Origin of the sequence: Mucilaginibacter gossypii, from assembly GCF_017569325.2 — a bacterium.
GTDB classification, from domain to species: domain Bacteria; phylum Bacteroidota; class Bacteroidia; order Sphingobacteriales; family Sphingobacteriaceae; genus Mucilaginibacter; species Mucilaginibacter gossypii.
On sequence record NZ_CP071878.2, the window covers coordinates 805040 to 827881 of the forward strand.

Consider the following 22842-nt stretch of genomic DNA (forward strand, 5'->3'; position numbering starts at 1 on the left):
GCGGGTTGGGCGGGATGAAGGGGGCCGAAGTTACGCTATCGCTAAACTTGGACCAGTAAAGGAGACCAGTGAAGGTAAAACAGAACGGCCATTACTATAAAGTATCGGCTGTTTTAATGAATTTAGGCTTAAGCGCCGGATAGCCCCATTTGCTGCTTACCACATATGAGAGAGTGTGCCTTTTAGTGTTCCAATGTTTCCTGGGCTTTTTTGATCCAATCGTCTTTTTCCTGCAAATAAACGGCGGGCTTTATACCCGTTTCATCAATTCCCTGGCCTACATCCACGCGGCGGCTACGAGAGGAAGAATAATGAAGAACGTACGGCATGCAAGAAAACGGAGCTTGTAGTACGTTGGAATAATCGAGCGTTCCTGATGTGTTCTGCCCCATCAGCGTAACTTTTTTACTTTGGCGGCTTTGTAGTAAAAACTCTTCGGTAGTACTGGCGCAATTATTATCAATTAATATAACAACCTTAGCCGGGTTGGGCTGTATTTTGTATCCGGTGATGTCAAAATCGTTAGCATTCATTACCATTTTACCCCTGTTTGCTTCAAGCGAGGCAACTGTTTTTCTGAGTGATTGTTTGTTTTCTTCGGATCTGTCATTGTCATTTAATATATTTTTCCAGCCGGCTATATTGGCATCGGTAGACAGCAAATCATTACCTATATGTTTAATCGGGCCGGTATACACCAAATCCATTAAGGGGGTAAAGGTATAGTCGGCGCCGCCGCCATTGCCTCTCAGATCTAAAACCAAATTAGGGGTGTTTGAAAGTATCGCTTTATTTGCCTTAACAATAGAATCAATATTTGTTGCATTTGACGGAGAAAAGGTTGATATTTTCAGATAGCTGGTTTTATCAGATAATTTACGGAATGCCACCGGTTCGTATTTGGATGAGGCGGACTCAGTAACTGTAGTCCCCTCGCGATGCCAATCGCCATAAATCCGGTTGCCTTTAAAATAAAACCCTTCTACTTTTGGCATCCCGTTAAGTATATATAATACACCACGCCCAATACTGTCATTAACCATTTTAGCTTCCCATTTGATCATGCCTGGTTTCCATCCCGGCAGGTTGGAGCTTATAATCACAGCCAGATAGTCGTGCAAAGGTGTTTTGTCTTTTATTACGGCTATCTTATATTTGGCCGGATCATGAAAATCATAAATACCCTCAAAGCCTTTAGATTTTCTTAATTCGGCAATTTTTTCTGCTGTTATTGGAACGATCTCCCGGTTTGCTATATACGCCGAATCAATTTTAGTTGCATCAAATTTAACACCAACGGATACATGGTGGTCTTTAAATTTACCAAGATATTGGGCGATGATCAGGAGACAATGTTCATTGGCATGGGGCTTTTTTGCAAGCCCGATATATTCATTGAGCATTTTATCGTAGCTGGCTTTAGTCATCAGTGCCTGCTTGTCCTTAAAACCGGCGTAATTCTTTTCCATAAAGCCGGCGATATATTTTACTTCGGTTTCACAGTTACAGGTTTGCGAAAAAGTACGGTAACCGATAAGTGTTAAAGTAAATAGTAAGGCGATTTTTCTGATCATTGCGAAAGGCTTAAGTTTTACCGTAAGTTACAATAAAACACTTTACTTCAAAGCAGAATAACAAAATAGTTACTGAAAATATATATACTATGCATATTTATGACCCGAACGCGGGGCACAATCAAAGACGCTTGCGGGAGCCTCGCTTGTATACCTCAGATATGCAGCTTGATATTCATATTTGATGTTATGTTGTCGCTAAGCTTCGGCCAGTTAACGGTGCGACCAGCTAAAGAACGATCAGCCCAAATTCCCAATCATTTCCCCGCTATTTTCTTATCATACTCAGCCTGCAGTTCATTTATTTCATCGTAATAATTCTTCTTATCAGCAAAAACCATTGGATTATAAGGGCTGCCGGGCTTGTACTTGCTGAGGAGATCAAATTGGATGCCATGGGATGCAACCCAGAGATCAAATTTTAAACCCTTCATTGCGTTAAATGTATACTCATAGTCTTTAGCGATGTTAGGGTAAGAAGGTATATCTGTGAACTTTTTATCGGTAACGATAGTGGGCATGTTGGCGATCAAAACCCTGTAGTTTCGTTTATTATCTTTTACATCAAATAAATAGCTGCAGGAACCTTTGGTATGGCCCGGATGGTGAAGTACAGTTAGTTTCATGTTACCCAGCTTAATACTATCGCCGTTGTGTAAAATACGGTCTGCTTTTACAGGGTTGAATGTGCGCACATCCCCTTTAAGATCATAATCGGAAAGACCGCCATCGGCTGCTACAGCCGCGTCACCTTCATCTACCATCATCCGCGCTCCGGTTATCTTCTTTATTGCGGCCATAGCGCCCATGTGATCAAAGTGCGCCTGCGTTGTTAAAAGGATTTTTGTGTCTGAAATCCTGAATCCCAGGGTTTTGATATTTGCTGTGATTTGCTGTTCGGAAGACGCCAACCCGGTATTGATCAGGATATTGCCTCCGGAAGTGGTGATGAGATAACAAGCCAGATCGGTGGTGCCCACATAATAAAGATTGCCCGCGATTTGAAAAGGCGGAAAGGAGCGGCACCATTCCGGGTGCTTTTCTGCTGATGGTTCCATTACCCTTTGGGCCTGTACTATTAAAGCGTTGCAGAAAAATAATAACAGGATAAGCGTTCGTTTCATTTCATCAATCTTTTAAAGGTGAAAGGATTTATTTATGCGCGCATGGTGCTGCAACAAAAATGCAACAAACTCGAAAGTATTTGCAACATACGCGTAAGTGTTTTTTTTACTGGTAATGTAGCTTTGTAAGCTAATTGCATTTGCGTTATAGCCCCGGCAACAAAGCCTGCAATTTACACTAAACCTAATATCCATTAAATACCCTATGAAAAACACTTATCCATCCGGGCTTTATAGCCTATCGTTTAATGCTTTGAAAATCAGTAGATTAATTGCAATTGCAGGTCTGCTGTTTTTTGCCGCCTGCAAAAAGGATGCACCATCTGTAACTAAAACAAACAACGGTGCAGATACAACCGGTAAAGGAACGGGTACAGGTACCGGAACAGGTACAGGTGGAGGAACGGGTACCATTATTGATACCCTAACCCCCAGTAAAGTTGCTGTTGCCGCTTTAGATGATGAGGTAAATACCTTTATGACTACTTATGATGTACCGGCGGTATCCGTAGCGATTACCAAAGGCGAAAAACTGGTTTACCTGAAAGCTTACGGCGTAAGCGATAAATCTAAAGGTACCAAAGCCGTGATCAGCGACCGTTACCGGTTGGCCAGCTGTTCAAAACAATTTACGGCGGTTGCCATCATGAAACTGCTTGAACAGGGCAAAATAAAGCTATCGGACAAAGTATTTGGCGATGGCGCTATTTTAGGTAAAACCTATGGTACTAAAGCCTATGGCTTACACATTGCCGATATTACGGTTGATGAATTGCTGCACCACACCTCGGGCGGCTGGGGAAATGAAACAGATGACCCGATGTTCAGTAACCCGACAATGACGGCAGCACAGCTCATTACCTGGACTTTAGATAACCGCCCGCTCGATCATGTACCGGGTACCAATTACGACTATTCTAACTTTGGATATTGCATATTGGGGCGCGTAATAGAAAAAATTACCGGCCAAACCTATGCTGAAGCTGTAAAAACATTGGTTTTAACTCCAATCGGAATTACGGATATGACCATTGGCGGCAACACACTGGCCGATAAACAGGCTAAAGAAGTTACCTATTACGGTCAATCCGGAGAGGATCCTTATGCTTATAATATTACGCGGATGGATGCGCACGGGGGCTGGGTTGCTACCGCTGCCGACCTGGCCAGGTTCCTGGTTTATATTGATAAATTTCCCGTACGGCCAGATATCCTTACCTCGGCTTCGCTAACCACCATGTATACCGGCTCAACGGCCAATGCCGGCTATGGTTGCGGCTGGGCCATTGCAGGCGATAGCTACTTTCACCAGGGAAGCTTGCCCGGTACGGCTACAGAACAAGCCCGTTTGGGTAACGGGTTTAATTTTGTGATCCTGACCAACACACGCAGTTTCAAAGCTAATTTCGATCTTGCCCTTGATCAGATCTTCTGGAAGGCATACGCCAAAAACCCAACCTGGGCTACAGGGGATCTGTTTCTTAAATAGTTAATAGTTAATTGGCTGCATCCCCTCGCCGGTTGGGAGACCGGTGGGGGATGACTTATTTTTGCTTCAGTTTTGCAAAGAAATCGGTAATAGTGCCAATAACCGCGCATGGCGAATTGGCCGGGCAGTTACTAACTACGGGAACATAAAAAATCCTTCGGCTACCGGCTTGCCCGTCGGGGCTTATTTCCACAACGTAGGTTTCCTCACTCATACCGCCGCAATTGCACTCCCGCTTGTTGATATTTTCAAAATTTTTGGCGGTCAGCTTGCTCATGAAGTTGTTCATGGCGGCATCAGCAATGTATTTACCGTTTTCAGCCGATAAAGGTTTGCCTATTTGCGCATGGGGTACTTTTTTAAAGTAATAACACTTAGCCGCCAAAAGTGCTATGGCCTTAACCTTATGGTCTTTTTTGTGGTGCGGATTGTACCGGTAGATGATAACCTGCTTTGAATTTAGGTTTGACGGGGATTGGCTGGCGGCCCGGGCAAAAGTATTTCCTGTGCTTATGATAAGCAACGCTGTCGATACGATTTTTACGAATATGGACATTGGTTTAATTGTATTTGCGGTGATGCCTTTTGCGTGTGCCTAATAACTCTTTATTGCCTGTTCAACGTATCTGCTGTGCACTTTTGCTTCCTGCCAGAAGGGTGAGGCTGTTCGGTTTGGTACTTGGTTGAATAAAATTAAGGATTTGCTGGGGGAATGGCAATTGTTGGTTGTTGCAAAGTCTTATGTGCGTCCTTTGCCTGCCGAAAGCGTCCTCGCTTGTGAACGTCATTTAGCTATGTTGGTTTGTCTTGTAATGTTTATGACCCAAACGCCGGGGCAGAAGCGAGGACACTTGCAGCAGCGGGGGGATGGCAGGTGCGCCGGCAGCAAAAGGTCACTTCGCCGTTGTTAATTAAAATTTCAAAATGAATAGACGCTTATGATCATTTTTTTTGAAATAATAAATAATATGCCGACGATCATTCAGTGAATCGTATACTATTGTATCATTGTTGATTTTTATTGATTTTTTACCGATAACCTGGCACGCTAATTTTGGTTTCAGATCATTCTCTTCTAAAAAATTCTTGAGCTTTGAAAATTCATCTCTTTTAAATTCAAGCCAACCTTCCGATTTTAAAAAGCTTACAGCGTTAAGCGATCCATCTTCGTCGAAGATTTCGGAAGTTTTAATTAAATAATGGTGTTTTTTGTAATGGATTATCCTATCCGCGGAAGGCAGTGGAAAATGTTTTTCTATTTCAATAGCTGATAACCGCTCATTTACCCTAATTTTCTGCTGAGTGCCTGGCAGTAGAATTGTTAGTAATAATATCAATTGTTTTTTCATGCTGCTATTTACCGAAGTCACATACTGCTGTTGCCTTTTATGCTAAGTGAATAATGATTGTCAATATTTATCTTGTTCGAAAATAAGTTTACACAATTGTAAACAAACATGAAAAGATAATTAAAAATTATGGAAGAGTCCGTTCGCTGGTGCAGGTTCATATCTGTAAAAAGGCAACTTATTTGCTTCAGCTTTGAAAAAAAGCCGGTAATGGTGCCAATTACCGCTCATGGGGAGTTGGTCGGGCAGTTACTAACTATGGAAACAGAAAAAATCCTTCGGCTGCCGGCTTGTCCGTCGGGGCATATCTCTACAACATAGGTTTCCTCACTGATACCGCTGCAATTACATTCCCGCTTTTGATGTTTTCAAAATTTTTTGCGGTTAGCTTGTTCATGAAGTTGAGCATGGTGACATCAGCTATGTATTTGCCGTTTTCGGCCGATAAAGGTTTGCCTATTTGCGCATGCGGTACTTTTTTAAAGTAATAACACTTGGCTGCCCGAAGCGCTATAGCTTTAACCTTATGGTCTTTTTTGTGGTGCGGATTATACCGATAGATGATAACCTGTTTTGAATTGATGTTTGACAGAGAATGGCTGCATACTCGCGCCAGTAAAAGAATGCTCAAATTTGCCCTTTAGCCATCAAAAACCTCCAAATCCGCTTACGTTAAACTTGTCACTGTAAAAAACTCAACTACTTGTGTTTAGTTACCACAATGCCTGTAGCCTGTGCCCTCGATGTTGCCAGTACAACCAGCGAATTATTTTTCCAATAACCCGCAATACCGCTATTATTTCCCGGCGGGGAGCTATATCCGGATATATATAAATCATTATTGTAAAATGCTATCCCTGTGGCGTTTGGTGATTGTTCGCTCATCCCCAACATGATAGTGGTGTTATCTTTTTTATAATAAGCATTAATTGCGTCATAAGGCCCTGCGGTATAAACTGCAGAACCATTAATGCCAATAACACTGCTTTTTGAATAAATGGAGTTATCAAATAATTGAACACCTGTAGTATTTTTCCAATACACCGCACCACCAATGTCTGTAGGTTTTGCCAGGATGCCGGTGGCCGGAATAATAAAACCAGCCATATAAATATCAGTTCCCTGAACCACCAGATCTGTTACCATAGACTTCGCACACAAATTACCAAAGCTTGATGAATAAGTTGTGAGATTGGTTGCCGCCCCGTTTTTCCAGTAGAGGGCAACTGTATTACCACCACCATATGTGCCATTGCCAAAACCTCCAACATATACATCATTGCCAGAAACTGAAATAGCTAATGCGTCTGCATTAGGCAGCCCACCACTTATATCTCCAATAGGATTTACCAACTTATTAATAACCCCGTTTTTCCAATATGCAGCAACCATAACAGGTGGCACAGAAGTTCCATAGACGTAATAATCAAAATTCCCTGATACATAGACATCTGTCCCCTGTACGACAATGTCCGTAGCCGCGCCGTCATCAAGTACAACCATGTTGCCATTTTTCCAGTAAACGGCTTTCTTTTTCCCGCTAACCTGCGCGGATCCCGCTACATAAACATCATTATCCTTAATAAAAATAGCATTAGCAACCGTGTTTGAACTACCATCGCCTAATTTAACAAGCGTGTTCCCTTTCCAATAGACAGCGGTAGAGTTGAATCCAACTAACAGGTTCCCGCTTACATAAACATCAGTTTCCTGGACAACGGGAGGAACCACAATGGGTGGTGGGATTACGACGGGAGGAACTACAACTGGCGGAGGTACAACTGGCAGAGGTACGGGCGACGGACCCCTGGATTTTCCGCATGCAGCTATAAACAATAGTATAAATAGCGCAAATATTCGGCGGTTTGGTTTAAATATAACGTGCATAAGGATTTGTATGCTAATTTATAATAATAATATTAATTGCAAGATTTTCAAATGCTCTTGTTAAATTTAAAACGTATGTTTTTGATCATAATATCCTAAAACAACAACCTCGGATCTTCAAACCTGAAGTTTTTGTTTTTTTTCAACTGAAGTAAGCGACCTATTCGTTCCTCAAACTCCTCACAGGGTTAGCCAGGGCCGCCCCGTTACCGCAAGCAAATTCAAGACTTAGCATATTTACCACAGGGCACAGCCCTGCGGTAGCAAAAAATCTGAAATGCTGCCGCAAGGCTGTGCCTTGTGGCCCACATGCAAGGTATAATCCAGAAATGTTCAGCTATCGTAAGCAAAATCTAAACGCTTCCACATGGCTGTGGCTTATGCCCTACATGCAAGGTATAATTTTACGGAGTTTAATTTTCCAACTTCTCCAGCATCTGCCTACCATTACTATTCTGCGGATTTAACTCCAACGACTTTTTGTAATAGCGGATCGCGTTAGGTTTATCCCCTAAATGCATATACGCTTCACCAAGGCTGTCGTATGCATTAAATGATGCGGGATGTTTCTTAACGTTTTCAGAAAAAATGCTAACCGCATTTTTAATATGATTTAAGCGCAATTGATAATAGCCGCAATTATTTAGAAATTCTTCGCTTGGGGTCATCTTGTAACCGAATTCATCAGACAGTTTCTGAAACCTTGCATCAATAGCAGGCATGGTCAGGTTATCGTTTTCGTAATAATCTATAAACCAATCCCAATAGATGAATTTTAAGCCATCAAACACCGTTTTATAGGGGGCTGTAAAATGGTTTTCATCGGGGTAATATTGATTGGCCCAGTTAAACCAAACGGGGGCCTGTCGCTTTAAGTTGGCAACTAACAGATCTACTTTTGATGTGTTCTCATTGCCGATCCCAACAAACATTTTGCCGTTATACGGGTGGTTAAAATTAAGGAAGCGTGCCAGGTTAGCAAGCAATCTGTCGGTTGTAACGGGACTGCTCAGTATCATACCGGGGAAAAGCAAGGGATCTGTTTCCTTTGCGTAAAGCGCGAATAAGCCACCCAATGAATGTGCTGCCAGTATACGATAAGGTTGCACCCGGTAATTTTTATCAATATATGGAACAACCTCCTGTTGAAGGTAACGAAGAAAACGTCCTGCACCGGTGTCGGGCATAATTTTGGAACTGTCCCTGTTTCCGTCTTGTTTCTTTAAATATACCGGCGTAAAATCCCGGCCCCTGTCAATATTTACTACGCCGACAACAATCATCTTTGGTGTCCTGTTGCGGTCATAGCCCGAAAGAAAGTCGGTTGTGCGGGCGAGGTAATTAAAATGAGAATCACCGTCCAGCACATAAAACACGGGGTAGTCATTGTTACTGGTATAGTAATCGTCCGGGACATGGATCCACAGTGTCCTGGTTTCGGCCATTACCTTCGATTTAAAATGAATTGCGGTATCATTACGGGCCGGTAACGGGTCATCTTGCGCATAAGCAACCTGAGGATTAAAAAATAGAAGGGATGGTAACGATAATAAAAGGCAGTAACAGATAATGGCAATTTTTTTCATCTCAAGTTGTTTTTATTACTTCTACCAAAAACAATTAAAGATATGGCACATTTACTACAAGGCTGTATTTTAAATTCCAATAATGGTGACGCTATTCTGTCAGTACCTTTTGCAACTAAATCGCTGATTGCAGAAAATCTCCAAAAAATTATAAAAAATGAATGAAATAAATGGAAGATGAAAAATCGATGGTTTGATCCCATTTTTTACTCTTTATAGTTTTATTAGCTGATTATGAGGTATTTAATGACGTTTCGGGTAAAATGGTAGTTCTTTGATTTTCAACGTGTTTCAATAAAAAGGTGTCCCGCGTTTTCACACTCAAAATTTGGAACATGCTCATTTTTTAAAAAAGACGCCGGAGATTTTTTTATTTTTTTTAGGGAATCAAAAAATTGGGACAGCCGCTTTGTTACAATTGAATGCCTCAACTTACGCAATCATCTGCTCATACCTTTCGCCTTTTACCTTTTAGCTTTCACCTAAACCTAAACTCCCTTTCGCCTTTCCCTCAAAAATTCATACTTTTGCGCATCCTTTCAAATAAAACAATATTACATTGGAGCACCAGGAATTAACCACCGTTGAAACCGCTAAAGATCTGGGCCTTTTACCCGAAGAATTTGCACGTATAAATGAAATATTAGGGCGTGTGCCCAACTTTACCGAGCTTTCTATTTTCTCGGTTATGTGGAGCGAGCACTGCTCATACAAAAATTCAATTACATGGCTTAAAACTTTACCAAAGGATAGTCCGCGGATGCTGGCTAAGGCAGGTGAAGAAAATGCCGGTCTGGTTGACCTTGGCGATGGCATAGGCTGCGCCTTCAAAATCGAATCGCACAATCACCCTTCGGCCCTTGAACCATACCAGGGCGCCGCGACAGGGGTAGGCGGTATTAACCGCGATATTTTCACCATGGGCGCAAGGCCAATCGCACAGCTTAACTCATTACGGTTTGGCGACCTGAGCCTTGACAAAACCAAATGGTTGGTTAAAGGTGTGGTTAAAGGGATCAGCCACTATGGTAATGCTTTCGGCATCCCAACCGTAGGTGGCGAATTGTTTTTTGACGATTGCTATAATGTTAACCCGCTGGTTAATGCTATGTCGGCCGGTATTGTTAAGGCCGGCGAAACCGTTTCTGCTACATCATACGGTGTAGGCAACCCGGTTTATATAGTTGGTTCGGCTACAGGTAAAGACGGGATCCACGGTGCCGCCTTTGCTTCTAAAGATATTACCGAAGATTCGGTGAACGACCTTCCTGCCGTACAGGTAGGCGACCCTTTCCAGGAGAAACTGTTACTGGAAGCTACCCTTGAGGTTATTAAAACCGGTGCCGTTGTTGGTATGCAGGATATGGGCGCTGCCGGTATCATCTGCTCAAACTCGGAAATGAGTGCTAAAGGCGAGCACGGTATGCGTATCGACCTGGACAAAGTGCCAACCCGCCAGGATCATATGAAACCTTACGAAATCCTGCTTTCTGAATCACAGGAGCGCATGCTGATCGTGGTTCATAAAGGTCGCGAAAAAGAAGTTGAAGACATTTTTGACAAATGGGACCTTAACTGCGCCATTATTGGTGAAGTTACTGATACCAAACGTTTGGAGTACTTTATGCACGGCGAAAAAGTTGCCGATGTGCCTGCCGATGACCTTGTATTAGGCGGCGGTGCCCCGGTTTACCAGCGCGAATACCGCGAGCCTGCTTACTTTGCCGAAAACCAGAAATTTAATATCGATGACGTTGCCGAGCCTGCAAACCTGGTTGAGGTTGCAGAGCATTTGGTTGGTCACCCTAATATTGCTTCAAAACGTTGGGTAACCGACCAATACGATAGCATGGTAGGCGTACAAACCATGACGGCCAACCGTTCATGCGATGCTGCCGTTGTTGCCGTTAAAGATACCGATAAAGCTATCGTATTAACTACCGACTGTAACTCGCGCTACGTATACGCCGACCCATACAAAGGTACTGCCATTGCCGTTGCCGAAGCAGCACGTAACATTACTTGTGCCGGTGGCGAGCCTGTGGCTATTACCAACTGCTTAAACTTTGGTAACCCTTATATCCCTGAAGTTTACTGGCAGTTTGTAAGCGCTATTAAAGGTATGGGCGATGCCTGCCGCAAGTTTGAAACTCCTGTTACCGGTGGTAACGTGAGCTTCTATAACCAGTCTGCCGATGGTGGTTCGGTATTCCCTACACCAACTATTGGTATGCTTGGTGTAATGGACAACGTTGAAAACATCATGACTGCCGACTTTAAACAGCCTGGCGATCTGATCTATCTGATTGGCGAATCGGTTAATGATATTGCTTCGTCGCAATACCTTGCTTCATGGCATAAAATAACTAAAGCACCTGCGCCGCATTTCGATATCGATAAAGAATACGATATGCAGCAAACCGTTAAGGAACTGATCAAACACAAAGTGGTTGAATCGGCTCATGACGTTGCTGACGGTGGTTTATATATTGCGCTGTTAGAGTCGGCCATGCCTAACGGACTTGGTTTTGAGATCGCTTCTGACGATAGCATCCGTAAAGATGCCTTCTTATTTGGCGAGGCACAAGGCCGGGTAGTAGTGAGCGTTGCACCGGAAGAGGAGGAACGTTTTGTTGAGGTAATGGCTACCAGTGAGGTTGAATTTACCTTATTGGGTACTGTAACCAACGGTGGTTTAACTGTCGATGAAGAAGCCTTCGGTCATGTTACCGACCTGAAAATGGTTCACGCCAATATCCTTCACGGTATTTTAGGCGAATAATGTTAAAACTTAACCGGGTACATCATATAGCTATCATTTGTTCGGATTTTGCAAAATCCAAACGGTTTTATACTGAGGTGCTTGGTTTAAAAATAGTTCGTGAGGTTTACCGCGAACAACGACAATCATACAAGCTTGATCTGGCATTGGGAGACCTCTACCAGATCGAGCTTTTTTCTTTTCCCGATCCCCCTGCACGTCCGTCGCACCCCGAAGCAGCAGGTTTACGTCATTTAGCGTTTGAGGTTGATGATCTGGATGAAGCGGTAGCGCATATTTCTTCATTTGGTGTGGATATTGAACCTATCCGCATAGATGAAACCACCGACAAACGCTTTACGTTTTTTGCCGATCCGGATGGTTTGCCGCTGGAGTTGTATGAGATCTAATTTTGGTAGTCGTGCCGAATTTATTTCGGCATCCCACAGGACAAGTCTGCTTCGTTTTAAATAACTTTTGTTGTTATTAACAATCATCGGCCCGCTCAATTGCCGCGGGAGGGCTGTTACTTTTGTCTTGACACAAAAGTAACCAAAAAGTCAAGTCAGCAGATAGGCTTCTTTACCGCACCGGCCAGTGCACATGCCTTTGTTTGGCCTTTGCCCTGCAAACCGGGCATAACCACGGGCTGCAATTATTTTGCCCCGCTTCGCCCGCGCTTGGCCAATACTTCTGCAAAAACTTGCTATGCCCCTGCAACCGCACAGGCCACCATTGTTCTGCCCGCTTTCGCCCGAAGCTTACCTGCTGACGGGGAGGGGAAAAGATTCAGGAGATCAAGATGCAAGAGACAAGAAAGAGGTGGGAAAGAGAAGCGAGAAATCGATATACAAGCAGTAAGTCAACTGCTTCCTTAGGAGAAAAAAATAACCTTACGATTCCCAAACCAAAAGCGGGTAAAGGCCCGGCAAAAAAGCGGGCCAGGGAGTATGGCCTGTGGGGGGAAGCATTTTTTTGCCTTGATGTTTGGTTACTTTGCATCTAAGGTAAAGTAACTGGCCCCGCCCGGCCAAGAGGGCGACGATGTAAGTTATATAGTAGAAATATCTTTAAAACCCAACCAACAGAATAAAACAATAACTTCGCCCTCATGTTCCGTTTCAAACAATTCAGCGTTGATCAAGCCGGCTGTGCCATGAAAATTAATACCGATGGGGTATTGCTGGGTGCAATCGCAGGTGATGGTCATCCGTTAAACATACTTGATATTGGCACCGGAACAGGTGTAATAGCCCTGATGCTCGCACAACGTTTCACGGATGCCAAAATAGACGCAGTTGAAATTGATGAACAAGCAGCAGCTACGGCCAAAAGCAATTTCGGCAATTCGCCATTTAAAAACAGGTTAACCCTTTATGCAAATGGATTTGAACAGTTTTTTGAAGATTATCCTGAAAAAAGATATGACCTTATTGTATCTAATCCGCCGTTTTACATCAACTCCCTGCAATCGCCGGGAGTTAAAACAAATTTAGCCAAACATGCTGCTGATGGCTTTTTTGAAAAGTTGATATCGGTAGTCGCAACGCAGCTTACAAAGCAGGGCATTTGCTGGCTCATACTGCCTGTAGATACTTCGGCACTGGTGAAAAACCTCGCCTTACAAAGCGGTCTTTATCTGCAAAAAACAATTAGCATTCACTCCTTTAAGGATGATACAGCGCACCGGGAAATTCTTGCTTTCGGAAAAAACAACACGCATATGATAACCGGTAAATTTGTAATCTACAGCGAACCAAATGTATATACGGAAACGTACCGGGGAGTGCTAAAGGATTTCCTGACGATATTTTAGCCCGCCTCGAATCTTAATTCTTGGCTCTTAACTCTTGACTAATTAAATCCTAACTTTGCCCCATGACCCGCATAGGCCTCATTTCCGATACCCACAGCTACCTTGACGATGCCGTTTTTAAACATTTTGAAAACTGCGACGAGATCTGGCATGCCGGCGATTTCGGCACCCTTGCACTGGCCGACAAGCTTGCCGCTTTTAAGCCTTTAAAAGGCGTATATGGCAACATCGACGATAAAGATGTACGAATTGTTTACCCCGAATATTTACGCTTTAAATGCGAAGATGTAGATGTATGGATGACCCATATCGGGGGCTATCCCGGCAGGTATAGCCAAAATATCAAGGCTGAGATTTACAGCAATCCACCTCAATTATTTATTACCGGCCATTCGCACATATTAAAAGTGATGTTTGATAAAAAGATCAACTGCCTGCACATGAACCCCGGCGCTGCCGGTAAGCAGGGCTGGCATAAGGTGCGTACGTTGTTGAGATTTAATATTGATGGTGACAAGATCCAGGATCTGCAGATAATTGAACTGGCGGGGTGAAAGTTTTGATGTAGAGACGCATAATTGCGTCTCCCGCAAAGCTAAACCATCCCTGCCCTTGCATTCTCAGCCTCAAAAACAGAATCTATAAGCAGGGGAGGGCGTTTACCAGCAGCTACTGCCAATTGGTCGCAACGCTCATTTTCGGGGTGGCCGTTATGCCCACGCACCCAGGTGAATTTAATTTTATGAAGCTTGCTGATCTCCAAATAGCGCATCCACAGATCTTTGTTTTTTTTGCCTGCGAACCCTTTTGCTACCCAACCATTAACCCAGCGTTTTTCGATAGCGTCAATAACATATTTGGAGTCGGAAAAGATCATTACATTTTGATTGGGCGCTTTCAGCGCTTCCAGGCCTTTGATCACAGCAAGTAGCTCCATCCGGTTATTGGTAGTTTTCCGGAAACCTTCGGATAGCTCTTTATAATGCTGTCCCGAACGTAATATCACACCGTATCCACCCGGTCCCGGATTTCCGCTTGAAGCCCCGTCTGTAAAAATCTCGATCATATCTTAAGTCCATGGACGATAGTTGATAGTCCATGGCAAAAGTAAGAAACTTTAAATCATACGTTGCATTGATCTAAAGCAAATAGAAACTATGGGCTATAGACTATGGTCTATCGACTTTCTTAATCTTCAGTCTCAATGAGTTCCCAATCACTACCACGTCCGAAAACGCCATGGTGAGTGCGCCAACCATAGGATTAAGGAAACCCATTGCTGCCACAGGGATAGCTATGATATTATAGGCAAAGGCCCAAAAAAGGTTTTGTTTTATGGTAAGCAGCGTATGCCTGCTGATCTGTAAAAACTTGATCACTGAATGCAGGTCGGTATTTAATAATACCACACTGGCCGACTGAATTGCCACCTGACTGGCGTCATTCATTGATATGCCAACATCGGCATGGGTTAGGGCAGGAGCATCGTTAATGCCGTCACCTATCATAATGGTTTTACCTTTTTGTTTATAAATGTCAATTACCTTCAGTTTTTCTTCAGGAAGTTTTTCGCCATGAACCTCTGTGATACCTAATTGATGAGCTATGCTAAGGCAACGGTCTTTTTTATCACCGCTCAACAGTACCGGGATAATACCCATTTGTTTAAGTTGAGTTATAAGCGTGGCGGCTTCAGGTTTTACCTGATCATCGACAGCAATTTGCGCCATCAGTACCTGGTTTTTATACAGCACAATGTTGAAATTGGCCTGGTGGTTGGTTTTCGCTGTACCCAAAAAGTAATTATTGCCGTGGATATCTTCTGCACGCATACCCAGGCCTTTTTCTTCTTTAACCGATTTTAAAATGAGCTTTTGCTGAGGTAATCCTTTTAAACCATTTACAAGCGATTTGGCTATAGGATGATTAGATCGTTCCTCAATAGCAGTGATCATGCCCCTGATGTGTTCTATATCCGCACCATTCTCAATCCTGATCTCATTAACGATAAACTTGCCGGTTGTAAGGGTACCTGTTTTATCAAACACTACATATCTGGTATTAGTAACAGCTTCAATCGTATCTCCGCCTTTTACCAGGATGCCGTTCTTAGCCGCCCGGCCCAAACCAACCATAACAGCAGTGGGCGTGGCTAAACCCATGGCACATGGACAAGATATAACCAGCACAGCAATAGCATTCATGATAGCATGTTGTAAACCCGAACCGCCAACAAAGTAAGTGAGCATAAAGGTGGTCAATGCTATCAGTATTACCACAGGGACAAATACAGCCGCAACCTTATCACCGAGTTTTTGAACAGGTGGTTTAGCCGCCTGGGCTTTCTTCATCAGGTCGATGATCTGCGCAAGAATGGTATTTGAGCCAACACGGGTTGCCAGCATATGGAAATTGCCATTAAGCAATATAGTACCTCCAATAACCTTATCGTATTTTTGTTTTTCAACCGGGATACTTTCGCCTGTGAGCATGGCCTCATTAACCGAACCCTGGCCTGAAAGGATCTCGCCGTCAACAGGTATTTTATCGCCTTCATTAACCAGTAATGTATCACCAGGGCGCACCTCTTTGGCATTGATTATTTCAACGCTTCCATTTATGATGCGATTGGCATTCACTTCCTGAAATTTGATGAGGTCTTTTACAGCCGAGGTAGTTTGACTCACCGAACGTTTTTCGAACACATTACCTAACAACACCAGGGTAATAATGGTGGCGCAAGTTTCGTAAAACTGGTATTGAGGGCCGAGGTTTTGTATTGTGCCGATAAGGCTATATATAAATGCCGATGTTGAGCCCACAAAAATGAGCACATCCATATTAGGGACACCTCCCTTTATTGAACTAATGGCGCTTTTGCCAAAGTGTAAACATCCAGCTATAAAAACCGGAAGGCATAACAACAATTGAATTATGGGCTGATGCAGAAAGTGCCAGGGTAATATCATGTGCAGCAAAAGTGGTGCGGTAAAGATGGCGCAGAAGATAAATTTGTTTTCTACCCGTTCGTAAAACGGTACCGAATGGGTGCTGAGATCCTCGACAACTTTAAAACCTAAACTTTCTATCCCTTTTTTTATTTCAGGCAGCCGGGTTTCATCGTTGGTTGAAAATTTTACCTCTTCGCCGGCAAAATCAACCAGGATATTGTGTAAACCTTTTTTTTCGAGGAATTTATGGACGGACATTGCGCAATTATTACAATGCATGCCGGTCACATTTAGTTCTATCAATTGCTCAGCCATAGTTACAAAAATACTTATTAAGCATAATCATTCTAAATTAAACGGGTAAGCTTAATGTAATTTTAAAAAAGAGTTTGCAATTAACCGGGAGATTTCTATTTTTGCACACTCGAAAAACAAAACGGTAGGCATAGCTCAGTTGGTTAGAGCACCAGATTGTGGTTCTGGGGGTCGTGGGTTCGAGCCCCATTGCTTACCCGCTTTTATAGGGCTCATTTACATACGTAAATGGGCCTTTTTTTACGCCCATATTATGGCTCATTATTACCTGGCACGGTCCGGCAGGTTGGGCACCTGTTCAGACAGGGGGAGAAAAATAAAAAAACTGGAACCTGTTCCGACAGTGCTTTCATAATTAAGCCTGCCGCCCTGGCGTTCCATGAAATCTTTACAAAGCACCAAGCCGAGGCCAATACCCCGTTCGTTTTCTGTACCGTAAGCGGGTTCGGTAACCGGAGAGAAAAGACCTGCTCTCTTGTCCGATGGTATACCAACTCCATTGTCGTTTACTTCTAGCTTACAATCAGCACCGGATATGCTTCCACGGATTAAAATGAGACCGTTCGGTCGAGTAAATTTGATCGCATTGCTGATCAGGTTGCGGATCACCAGCTCAAGCATGTCTTTGTCGCCGGTTGCGGTAAGCCCGGATGCAATGTCCCATCTAAGATCTATCTTTTTTACTGCAGCCAATGAACGTTCCATTTCCAGTGTTGGCAGGAGGGTACCCAGCAAGTTAAGCGCGGTGAGGTGAACAACGGGGCCTGTCATTTGTGTCCTTGACCAGTTTAACAGGTTAGACAACATGTTGATCGTATCGCGGGTGGCGTTTTTCAAACTGTTTTCCAGCATTTCCCTATCCTGGCTGTCCAATTGATCCTCGCTTAATAGCTCCAGATAATTTTGGATATTGATCAGGGGCGCTCGTAGGTCATGTGAAATGATCGACATAAGTTTGCTCTTTTCTGCGTTGCTTTTTTCAAGCTGTTCTTTGTGTTGCAGCATTTGCTCGTTTCTTAATTCGATGGACTTCGTTTTTTCCGATACCTCGCTTCTTTCTTTATCATAATTTTTCCTGATAAATTTGATTATGATATAAATCGCCAGCACAGGAATGGGAAACGCCGTGATCCGGTCAAGGACCTGGCCCTTGCCCTGCACGAAAGGATGGCTCACCAGGGAAGGATCGAGGTATTCGGCCAAGTGGATCAATATAAAAACGATGACATATGTTGAAAGCCAGGCAAGGTGCTGCCGGTATGGCGAGATGGCAAACACGAGTAACAAGTAAGACGGCCAGATGAGGTCTGTGGAACCGCTGATGCCGGCGTTGGAAAAATAGTTTACTGAAAATATGAAAAGTCCGGTTATTCCGAATATGACATTACTATGCGGTTTGCTCCTGAATCTGGAGAAATAGAATTGATGCAGGAAAACGGTGCCAATCAACAGGCATGATACAGCTGCTACTTTCAGACCCGCGACAAGATTGTATGGAATATAACAGGCGGCCAAAACCATCAGGCTTAGGCTGATTGAATGAAATATACGTGATTCAAGCGAGAAATTTGAGGAATCGCCAATTAATGAGTTCCACAAGTGAGGAATACGTCGGCAGTACCGAACAAAGAAGTAGTTTAATTTAGGGTTTTGCATGATGAACAGGTACTTGGAGCGCAAGAATATACTTCTATACGCCATTTATTTTAAAAAGTTGTTTATGTGAGATTTAGGCCCCTGGGTTGTTTTTATTTTTTCTGATATTGTTTGTCGGATAATGACATATCATTGCTTTTCATTACCTGATTAATAACCCGGCCATGTACGGCCACTTTATCGATAAGTAAAATCAGATACTGGAACTGCCTTTTCGAAAATTTTTGACGGGAGTGACCTCGGCGTGACATTACTTGATCGTCGCTTTAAGATCCTCTACCGGAGCCCGGCCGCTAAACGGATAAAGGGTTAGGCGTGTTTGAAATATTTTAAATCCTACGCTCTCCGCCTCGCTAATTGAGCAAAAATGAATTTGCCCCATTGAAAAACCTGGCGAAAGCAAAAAAACTGCACAAACAACCGGCACAACAGAGAGATGGCTTTAGCCATTATCAAATTATTCGTCAGGCAAGGCGCCTATTTTTATAACACCGGCACCGCCAAGAACGACTCAATCCCACCGCTAAGTATTATTTAATTAGAGCGAAATTTCTGTAAGTCAATTATTTACAAGTTTTTTATAATTTTAGCCCGACCAAAATAAACCATTAATCGCTTTGTTCCGGTGACCTGTAGATGAATTTGTTAGCGGTAAAACTGCTGGTTATCAAAACGGTTATATAAAATTTTTGCCGTTTAAAGTTATTCACCTTTGCAGACTTTCATTTCAGAATTGTTATTTATATTTTATTTCCTCAGCATTTTCAACGATTTCTAATATTATTGCATCTAACTTATTAACTGCAGTTAACAAATGATTTAATACCTCCCCCTTTTCAGCCTCTGTTAATTCCTCGTTTTTCAAAACATTCATTAAGCCCAATAAATTTGCAACATGAGGCCGGGTTAAGTGCGATTGCATCCAGGCAACTGTCCTTAATTTTTCATTTTGTTGCTCTATAGCTTTGGAATGAAGCAACCTTTCGGTAATGTCCTTAAAATACACCGACAATCCGTTTTCGGATGGGTAAACCATTACGTCAAACCACCTATTCACGGCAGGGCTTAATGTTTCAAACGATTGTACAGTTTTTTCTTTAAACGCTTTTTTGTAGTGCTCGTAAGTAGCACGTCCCGGTATATCGGGGTAAATATCTCTCAGGTCTCGTCCAATAACTTCTTCGCGAGGCTTTTCCAGAATAATTTCGGCCCTTTTATTCCAATAGTTTACTACCCAATTTTTGTCCATCGCAAAAAAGCCATCGCCAATGCTTTCCAGTATTTCATTTCTTTCCTTGTAAGAACTGTTTAATTTTTGCTCTGCTAATTTTTGCTCTGTAACATCCCGCTCAATCGCAATCCAATGAGTAAACCTACCCTTTTCATTTGCTATGGGTGTAATAGAAGTGTTTATCCAAAATTGCTCGCCACTCTTTTTATAATTGATAATTGTGATCTCACAGGATAGCCAATTACGGATTGCCTCATTAAGTCGTGCCAACTCGGCCCGATCACTGTTCGGCCCCTGCAGAATTCTTGGCGATTTACCCAGAACCTCGGCTGCAGTATATCCCGTCATTTTAGTAAATGCATTATTAACATATATGATACGTGGTCCCTGCTCATCAAATGGCTCAGCCTCCATTATAATTACCGAATCGTTGGTATTAGTAATCACAGATTCCAATAATCTCAGCTGTCGTTCTTCTTTTTTCAATTCGGTAATATCGTGTACCGACCCTACCAGTTGCATACAATTATTGTATTGGTCAAAAATTGGTGTAACTGTTACTTCCCCTATTTTTGTGCCTGTAGGGTATGGTGTTGTTTCTGTCCAGGTAATTTTTTCTTTACTACTTATCGCCTGTTTATACTTAGACACCGCCAGGGTTAAAGATGGTTCGGGAATTATATAGTCAATGTATTTTCCTATAACATCACTTTCCTGAATTCCTGTTATGTCGGTAAAGGCTTGGTTTACAGATAGGAATTTAAACTTCCCGTCCGCTTCAATGCTAATCACAAAAATTACATCTTTAACATTGTTATATATAAGCGATAACTGCTGTTGGCTATCCAATAGCTTTTGTTCGTTATCTTTTATCTTCTTCAAGCTAATTTCCTTTTCGGTAATATCGTTAAATACAACCATCATGCATTCTTTGTCGTCATAAGTGATGGCGTAACCCGAAACTTCAACGTTAATAGTCGTGTTGTTTTTTTTTAAATGCTCATATACCCCAAATTGGTATGCCCGATTTTTATCAATAAGGCCATTAAGTATCTTATTAACCTCTTCAACATCTTTTTGAGGCCTGTAATCATGTATAGTCATGTTTAAAAATTCGGCCTTGCTATATCCGTAATGTAAGACAGCCATCTCATTTACATCAAGTATTCTATAACTAGATAACTCATATATGAGCATTGGTAACGGGCTTTTGTCAAACAGCACACGGTATTGCAAGTCGTGTTTCTTGGTTTTTACCTGGCCCTTGGTTTTTTCTACGTAACTCCCACCAGCAGCGGTAATTTTTTGTAAAGAAGCATCATTTCTCTTTGACATAATCTTGGTCCTAACACCTGTAAATACAAATAAATGTAAGTTATGAGAGTTTAAAAAGTAACAAAAGAATGAATTTTATTTTCGTTTAAAAATTGGTTCGAGCACAATACAACTAAGTTTAATTAATTACAGTAAATGCATGTTGAAGTCAGATAATTAATCCGACATAAGATGTTAATTTCCGAACAATAATATCGCGTGCGATCTCATATCATGTGCCAAGATATTTTGACTTATCAAATGGCTGGATAAACCATAACAGATTGACCCCTGCAGGCCAATTTGATTTTGACCGCCTTTATTTATCAGTCAAAACTTTAAATAAAATTGGTGAAGACGGGGCCAATCAAAACAGTTTCTCCAGTTATCCAAAATACAGGTGAGAAATCGTTGAAGACTTTAACGCTATATATTAATCCAGATGCAAAAGACAACGCTACGGGCGAACTTTACTGGGATAAGGGCGAAGGTTGGGGATTTAAGAAAAGCAGTACAGCAAAATCAAATTCAAGGCAGCAAAAAACGGCCACGAAATTACGCTGCGTGTGGTTACCCAGGAGGGCAGTTATCCCATTAATAAGGAGGTTGCCAATTTAAAAGTTGTCGTCCTTAAGGATGGCAAAGAACATTTGGGAGCAGGTAATTTGAAAAAGGCGTTTCTGTGCAAATCTGAAGTTTTTGGCTACTGCAATCTCGTTAGTTCAAGTTGCCGAACAACCGGCAATTCTGGTAGCTGCAAAAAACGGGTCAACTATTATCTGCCAAATGTGTAATTATTAAAATGATAGCGGATAACAGGCAAGTTGCTAATTAAAAGATTTCCTGAATTCCAGCGGCGAAAGATTCGTCCTGGTCTTAAATAGCTTACTGAACGACTGTGAATGCTCAAAACCTAAAGCATAAGCCACCTCGTTGACCGACAGGCTTGTGGTAGATAATTTTTCCTTCGCTTTTTCAATGAGATGATCATGAATGTGCTGTTGGGCGCTTTGCCCGGTCAGTGATCGCAGCATGTCACTCAGGTAGTTAGGCGAAAGGTTCAGTTTTTCGGCCAGGTAGGCAACGGTAGGGATTCCGTGGCTCAACGTCAGTTCATCATTGAAATACGTATCCAGCGTTTCCTCCAACCGTTGCAGGATGTCGGTGTTGGCCGCTTTGCGCGTCAGGAACTGCCGCTTATAAAAACGGTTGGCATAACTGAGCAGCAGTTCAATCTGGGAGATCATCACCTCCTGGCTGAAGTCGTCGATCCGGCCTTCGAGTTCATTTTCCATAAAGCTAAAGATAGCCAGGACCGTGTTTTTTTCTTCTTCCGAGAGATGCAGTGTTTCGTTGGTGCTGTAGGAAAAGAAGCCATATTGCTTGATCTTTTTAGCCAGTGGGTACCCCAAAAAGAAATCCGGGTGGATGATGAGAGTGTACTCTGAGCACACCGCCCCCTCCAGGTCGTTACCGCCGATGATCTGCCCCGGTGCGGCGAATAACAAACCGCCGTTATCAAAATCATAATAGCCCTGGCCATATTTCAACTTACCGCCTAACCTGGGCTTGTAGGCGATCTTGTAATAGGCCAGCACATGCCGGGTGGGTAATTTGCCTTCCAATACCGTGTGTGCACCGTTAATCAGGCTGATCAGCGGGTGTTTAGGCTGCGGTAAGCCGAACATCCGGTGCGCCTCGGTCAGCGACTCAAGTTTCAATGGCGGGTTCTCATCCTTTTTCATCATAGCTAAGTTAAGGACACCAAGCCGTAATTTGCAGTGGCTGG

The 22842-nt window shown here is 42.8% G+C and carries 19 protein-coding genes and 1 tRNA gene; 8 read left to right on the forward strand and 12 right to left on the reverse strand.

Going from position 1 to position 22842, the window contains the following annotated elements:
• Positions 1 to 182: 182 nt before the first annotated feature.
• Both J3L18_RS03505 and bla read right to left on the reverse strand, forming a co-directional pair.
• Positions 183 to 1574, reverse strand: coding sequence for a S41 family peptidase (locus J3L18_RS03505; protein WP_129570750.1), 1392 nt, complete (start codon positions 1572 to 1574; stop codon positions 183 to 185).
• A gap of 257 nt (positions 1575 to 1831) precedes the next feature.
• Positions 1832 to 2698, reverse strand: coding sequence for a subclass B3 metallo-beta-lactamase (bla, locus tag J3L18_RS03510; protein ID WP_129570749.1), 867 nt, complete (start codon positions 2696 to 2698; stop codon positions 1832 to 1834).
• Positions 2699 to 2903: 205 nt separating this feature from the next.
• Between bla and J3L18_RS03515 the strand changes: the two genes are divergently transcribed.
• Positions 2904 to 4187 (forward strand): serine hydrolase domain-containing protein, encoded by a 1284-nt coding sequence (locus J3L18_RS03515; protein ID WP_129570748.1) that lies wholly within the window; start codon positions 2904 to 2906, stop codon positions 4185 to 4187.
• 55 nt (positions 4188 to 4242) lie between these two features.
• Here J3L18_RS03515 and J3L18_RS03520 read toward each other — a convergent pair whose 3' ends face one another.
• Both J3L18_RS03520 and J3L18_RS03525 read right to left on the reverse strand, forming a co-directional pair.
• Positions 4243 to 4743, reverse strand: coding sequence for a hypothetical protein (locus tag J3L18_RS03520; protein ID WP_129570747.1), 501 nt, complete (start codon positions 4741 to 4743; stop codon positions 4243 to 4245).
• Positions 4744 to 5098: 355 nt separating this feature from the next.
• Entirely contained in the window at positions 5099 to 5536 is a 438-nt protein-coding gene (locus J3L18_RS03525) for a hypothetical protein (RefSeq protein WP_129570746.1), read from the reverse strand.
• Between the two features lie 129 nt (positions 5537 to 5665).
• On the opposite strand from J3L18_RS03525, the gene J3L18_RS03530 reads away from it, so the two are divergent.
• Positions 5666 to 5857, forward strand: a complete 192-nt coding sequence (locus J3L18_RS03530) for a hypothetical protein (protein WP_129570745.1) — start codon at positions 5666 to 5668, stop codon at positions 5855 to 5857.
• On the opposite strand, the gene J3L18_RS03535 is transcribed toward J3L18_RS03530, so the two are convergent.
• The 3 genes from J3L18_RS03535 to J3L18_RS03545 form a co-directional block, all read right to left on the reverse strand.
• Positions 5847 to 6167, reverse strand: coding sequence for a hypothetical protein (locus J3L18_RS03535; protein ID WP_129570744.1), 321 nt, complete (start codon positions 6165 to 6167; stop codon positions 5847 to 5849). The two genes, J3L18_RS03530 and J3L18_RS03535, sit on opposite strands and share 11 nt — an antisense overlap.
• Positions 6168 to 6235: 68 nt before the next feature.
• Positions 6236 to 7267: a hypothetical protein gene (locus J3L18_RS03540; RefSeq protein WP_129570743.1), complete on the reverse strand. Its 1032-nt coding sequence runs from the start codon at positions 7265 to 7267 to the stop codon at positions 6236 to 6238.
• 569 nt (positions 7268 to 7836) lie between these two features.
• Positions 7837 to 9009, reverse strand: coding sequence for an alpha/beta hydrolase-fold protein (locus J3L18_RS03545; protein ID WP_129570742.1), 1173 nt, complete (start codon positions 9007 to 9009; stop codon positions 7837 to 7839).
• A gap of 42 nt (positions 9010 to 9051) precedes the next feature.
• On the opposite strand from J3L18_RS03545, the gene J3L18_RS03550 reads away from it, so the two are divergent.
• The 5 genes from J3L18_RS03550 to J3L18_RS03570 all read left to right on the forward strand — a co-directional run bounded on the left by J3L18_RS03550 (position 9052) and on the right by J3L18_RS03570 (position 14140).
• Positions 9052 to 9174: a hypothetical protein gene (locus J3L18_RS03550; RefSeq protein WP_262511178.1), complete on the forward strand. Its 123-nt coding sequence runs from the start codon at positions 9052 to 9054 to the stop codon at positions 9172 to 9174.
• A gap of 394 nt (positions 9175 to 9568) precedes the next feature.
• On the forward strand, positions 9569 to 11791 hold the full coding sequence (purL, locus tag J3L18_RS03555) for a phosphoribosylformylglycinamidine synthase subunit PurL (RefSeq protein WP_129570741.1): 2223 nt from the start codon (positions 9569 to 9571) through the stop codon (positions 11789 to 11791).
• Positions 11791 to 12180, forward strand: coding sequence for an SMU1112c/YaeR family gloxylase I-like metalloprotein (gloA2, locus tag J3L18_RS03560; RefSeq protein ID WP_129570740.1), 390 nt, complete (start codon positions 11791 to 11793; stop codon positions 12178 to 12180). The genes purL and gloA2 overlap by 1 nt, the downstream gene beginning before the upstream one ends.
• Positions 12181 to 12926: 746 nt before the next feature.
• A complete protein-coding gene (locus J3L18_RS03565; protein ID WP_189549366.1) occupies positions 12927 to 13586 on the forward strand; it encodes a tRNA1(Val) (adenine(37)-N6)-methyltransferase in 660 nt (219 codons plus the stop codon).
• Between the two features lie 62 nt (positions 13587 to 13648).
• Complete coding sequence (locus tag J3L18_RS03570; protein WP_129570738.1) at positions 13649 to 14140, forward strand: metallophosphoesterase family protein; 492 nt, start codon at positions 13649 to 13651, stop codon at positions 14138 to 14140.
• A 41-nt stretch (positions 14141 to 14181) separates the two neighbouring features.
• Here the strand turns inward: J3L18_RS03570 and rnhA are convergent, their stop codons facing one another.
• Both rnhA and J3L18_RS03580 read right to left on the reverse strand, forming a co-directional pair.
• On the reverse strand, positions 14182 to 14652 hold the full coding sequence (rnhA, locus tag J3L18_RS03575) for a ribonuclease HI (protein WP_090533387.1): 471 nt from the start codon (positions 14650 to 14652) through the stop codon (positions 14182 to 14184).
• A 103-nt stretch (positions 14653 to 14755) separates the two neighbouring features.
• Positions 14756 to 16852, reverse strand: coding sequence for a heavy metal translocating P-type ATPase (locus J3L18_RS03580; RefSeq protein ID WP_189549364.1), 2097 nt, complete (start codon positions 16850 to 16852; stop codon positions 14756 to 14758).
• A 124-nt stretch (positions 16853 to 16976) separates the two neighbouring features.
• Between J3L18_RS03580 and J3L18_RS03585 the strand changes: the two genes are divergently transcribed.
• Positions 16977 to 17050: transfer RNA gene (locus J3L18_RS03585), tRNA-His, on the forward strand.
• Between the two features lie 66 nt (positions 17051 to 17116).
• Here the strand turns inward: J3L18_RS03585 and J3L18_RS03590 are convergent.
• The 3 genes from J3L18_RS03590 to J3L18_RS03600 form a co-directional block, all read right to left on the reverse strand.
• The gene (locus J3L18_RS03590; protein ID WP_129570736.1) at positions 17117 to 18508 is read right to left on the reverse strand and encodes a sensor histidine kinase; all 1392 of its coding nucleotides are present in this window, start codon (positions 18506 to 18508) and stop codon (positions 17117 to 17119) included.
• Positions 18509 to 19244: 736 nt separating this feature from the next.
• Positions 19245 to 21074 (reverse strand): PAS domain-containing protein, encoded by a 1830-nt coding sequence (locus tag J3L18_RS03595; RefSeq protein ID WP_129570735.1) that lies wholly within the window; start codon positions 21072 to 21074, stop codon positions 19245 to 19247.
• Positions 21075 to 21880: 806 nt separating this feature from the next.
• Positions 21881 to 22798 (reverse strand): helix-turn-helix domain-containing protein, encoded by a 918-nt coding sequence (locus tag J3L18_RS03600; RefSeq protein ID WP_129570785.1) that lies wholly within the window; start codon positions 22796 to 22798, stop codon positions 21881 to 21883.
• Positions 22799 to 22842: the final 44 nt, after the last annotated feature.

Excerpts from the sequence above, each read along its gene's own strand:
- J3L18_RS03545 (WP_129570742.1), bottom strand. The coding sequence starts at position 9,009 with ATGAAAAAAATTGCCATTATCTGTTACTGCCTTTTATTATCGTTACCA.
- rnhA (WP_090533387.1), bottom strand. The coding sequence starts at position 14,652 with ATGATCGAGATTTTTACAGACGGGGCTTCAAGCGGAAATCCGGGACCG.
- J3L18_RS03520 (WP_129570747.1), bottom strand. The coding sequence starts at position 4,743 with ATGTCCATATTCGTAAAAATCGTATCGACAGCGTTGCTTATCATAAGC.
- J3L18_RS03530 (WP_129570745.1), top strand. The coding sequence starts at position 5,666 with ATGGAAGAGTCCGTTCGCTGGTGCAGGTTCATATCTGTAAAAAGGCAA.
- gloA2 (WP_129570740.1), top strand. The coding sequence starts at position 11,791 with ATGTTAAAACTTAACCGGGTACATCATATAGCTATCATTTGTTCGGAT.
- J3L18_RS03600 (WP_129570785.1), bottom strand. The coding sequence starts at position 22,798 with ATGAAAAAGGATGAGAACCCGCCATTGAAACTTGAGTCGCTGACCGAG.
- bla (WP_129570749.1), bottom strand. The coding sequence starts at position 2,698 with ATGAAACGAACGCTTATCCTGTTATTATTTTTCTGCAACGCTTTAATA.
- J3L18_RS03505 (WP_129570750.1), bottom strand. The coding sequence starts at position 1,574 with ATGATCAGAAAAATCGCCTTACTATTTACTTTAACACTTATCGGTTAC.
- J3L18_RS03515 (WP_129570748.1), top strand. The coding sequence starts at position 2,904 with ATGAAAAACACTTATCCATCCGGGCTTTATAGCCTATCGTTTAATGCT.
- J3L18_RS03565 (WP_189549366.1), top strand. The coding sequence starts at position 12,927 with ATGAAAATTAATACCGATGGGGTATTGCTGGGTGCAATCGCAGGTGAT.
- J3L18_RS03595 (WP_129570735.1), bottom strand. The coding sequence starts at position 21,074 with ATGTCAAAGAGAAATGATGCTTCTTTACAAAAAATTACCGCTGCTGGT.
- J3L18_RS03590 (WP_129570736.1), bottom strand. The coding sequence starts at position 18,508 with ATGCAAAACCCTAAATTAAACTACTTCTTTGTTCGGTACTGCCGACGT.
- J3L18_RS03570 (WP_129570738.1), top strand. The coding sequence starts at position 13,649 with ATGACCCGCATAGGCCTCATTTCCGATACCCACAGCTACCTTGACGAT.
- J3L18_RS03525 (WP_129570746.1), bottom strand. The coding sequence starts at position 5,536 with ATGAAAAAACAATTGATATTATTACTAACAATTCTACTGCCAGGCACT.
- J3L18_RS03550 (WP_262511178.1), top strand. The coding sequence starts at position 9,052 with ATGGCACATTTACTACAAGGCTGTATTTTAAATTCCAATAATGGTGAC.
- J3L18_RS03580 (WP_189549364.1), bottom strand. The coding sequence starts at position 16,852 with ATGGCTGAGCAATTGATAGAACTAAATGTGACCGGCATGCATTGTAAT.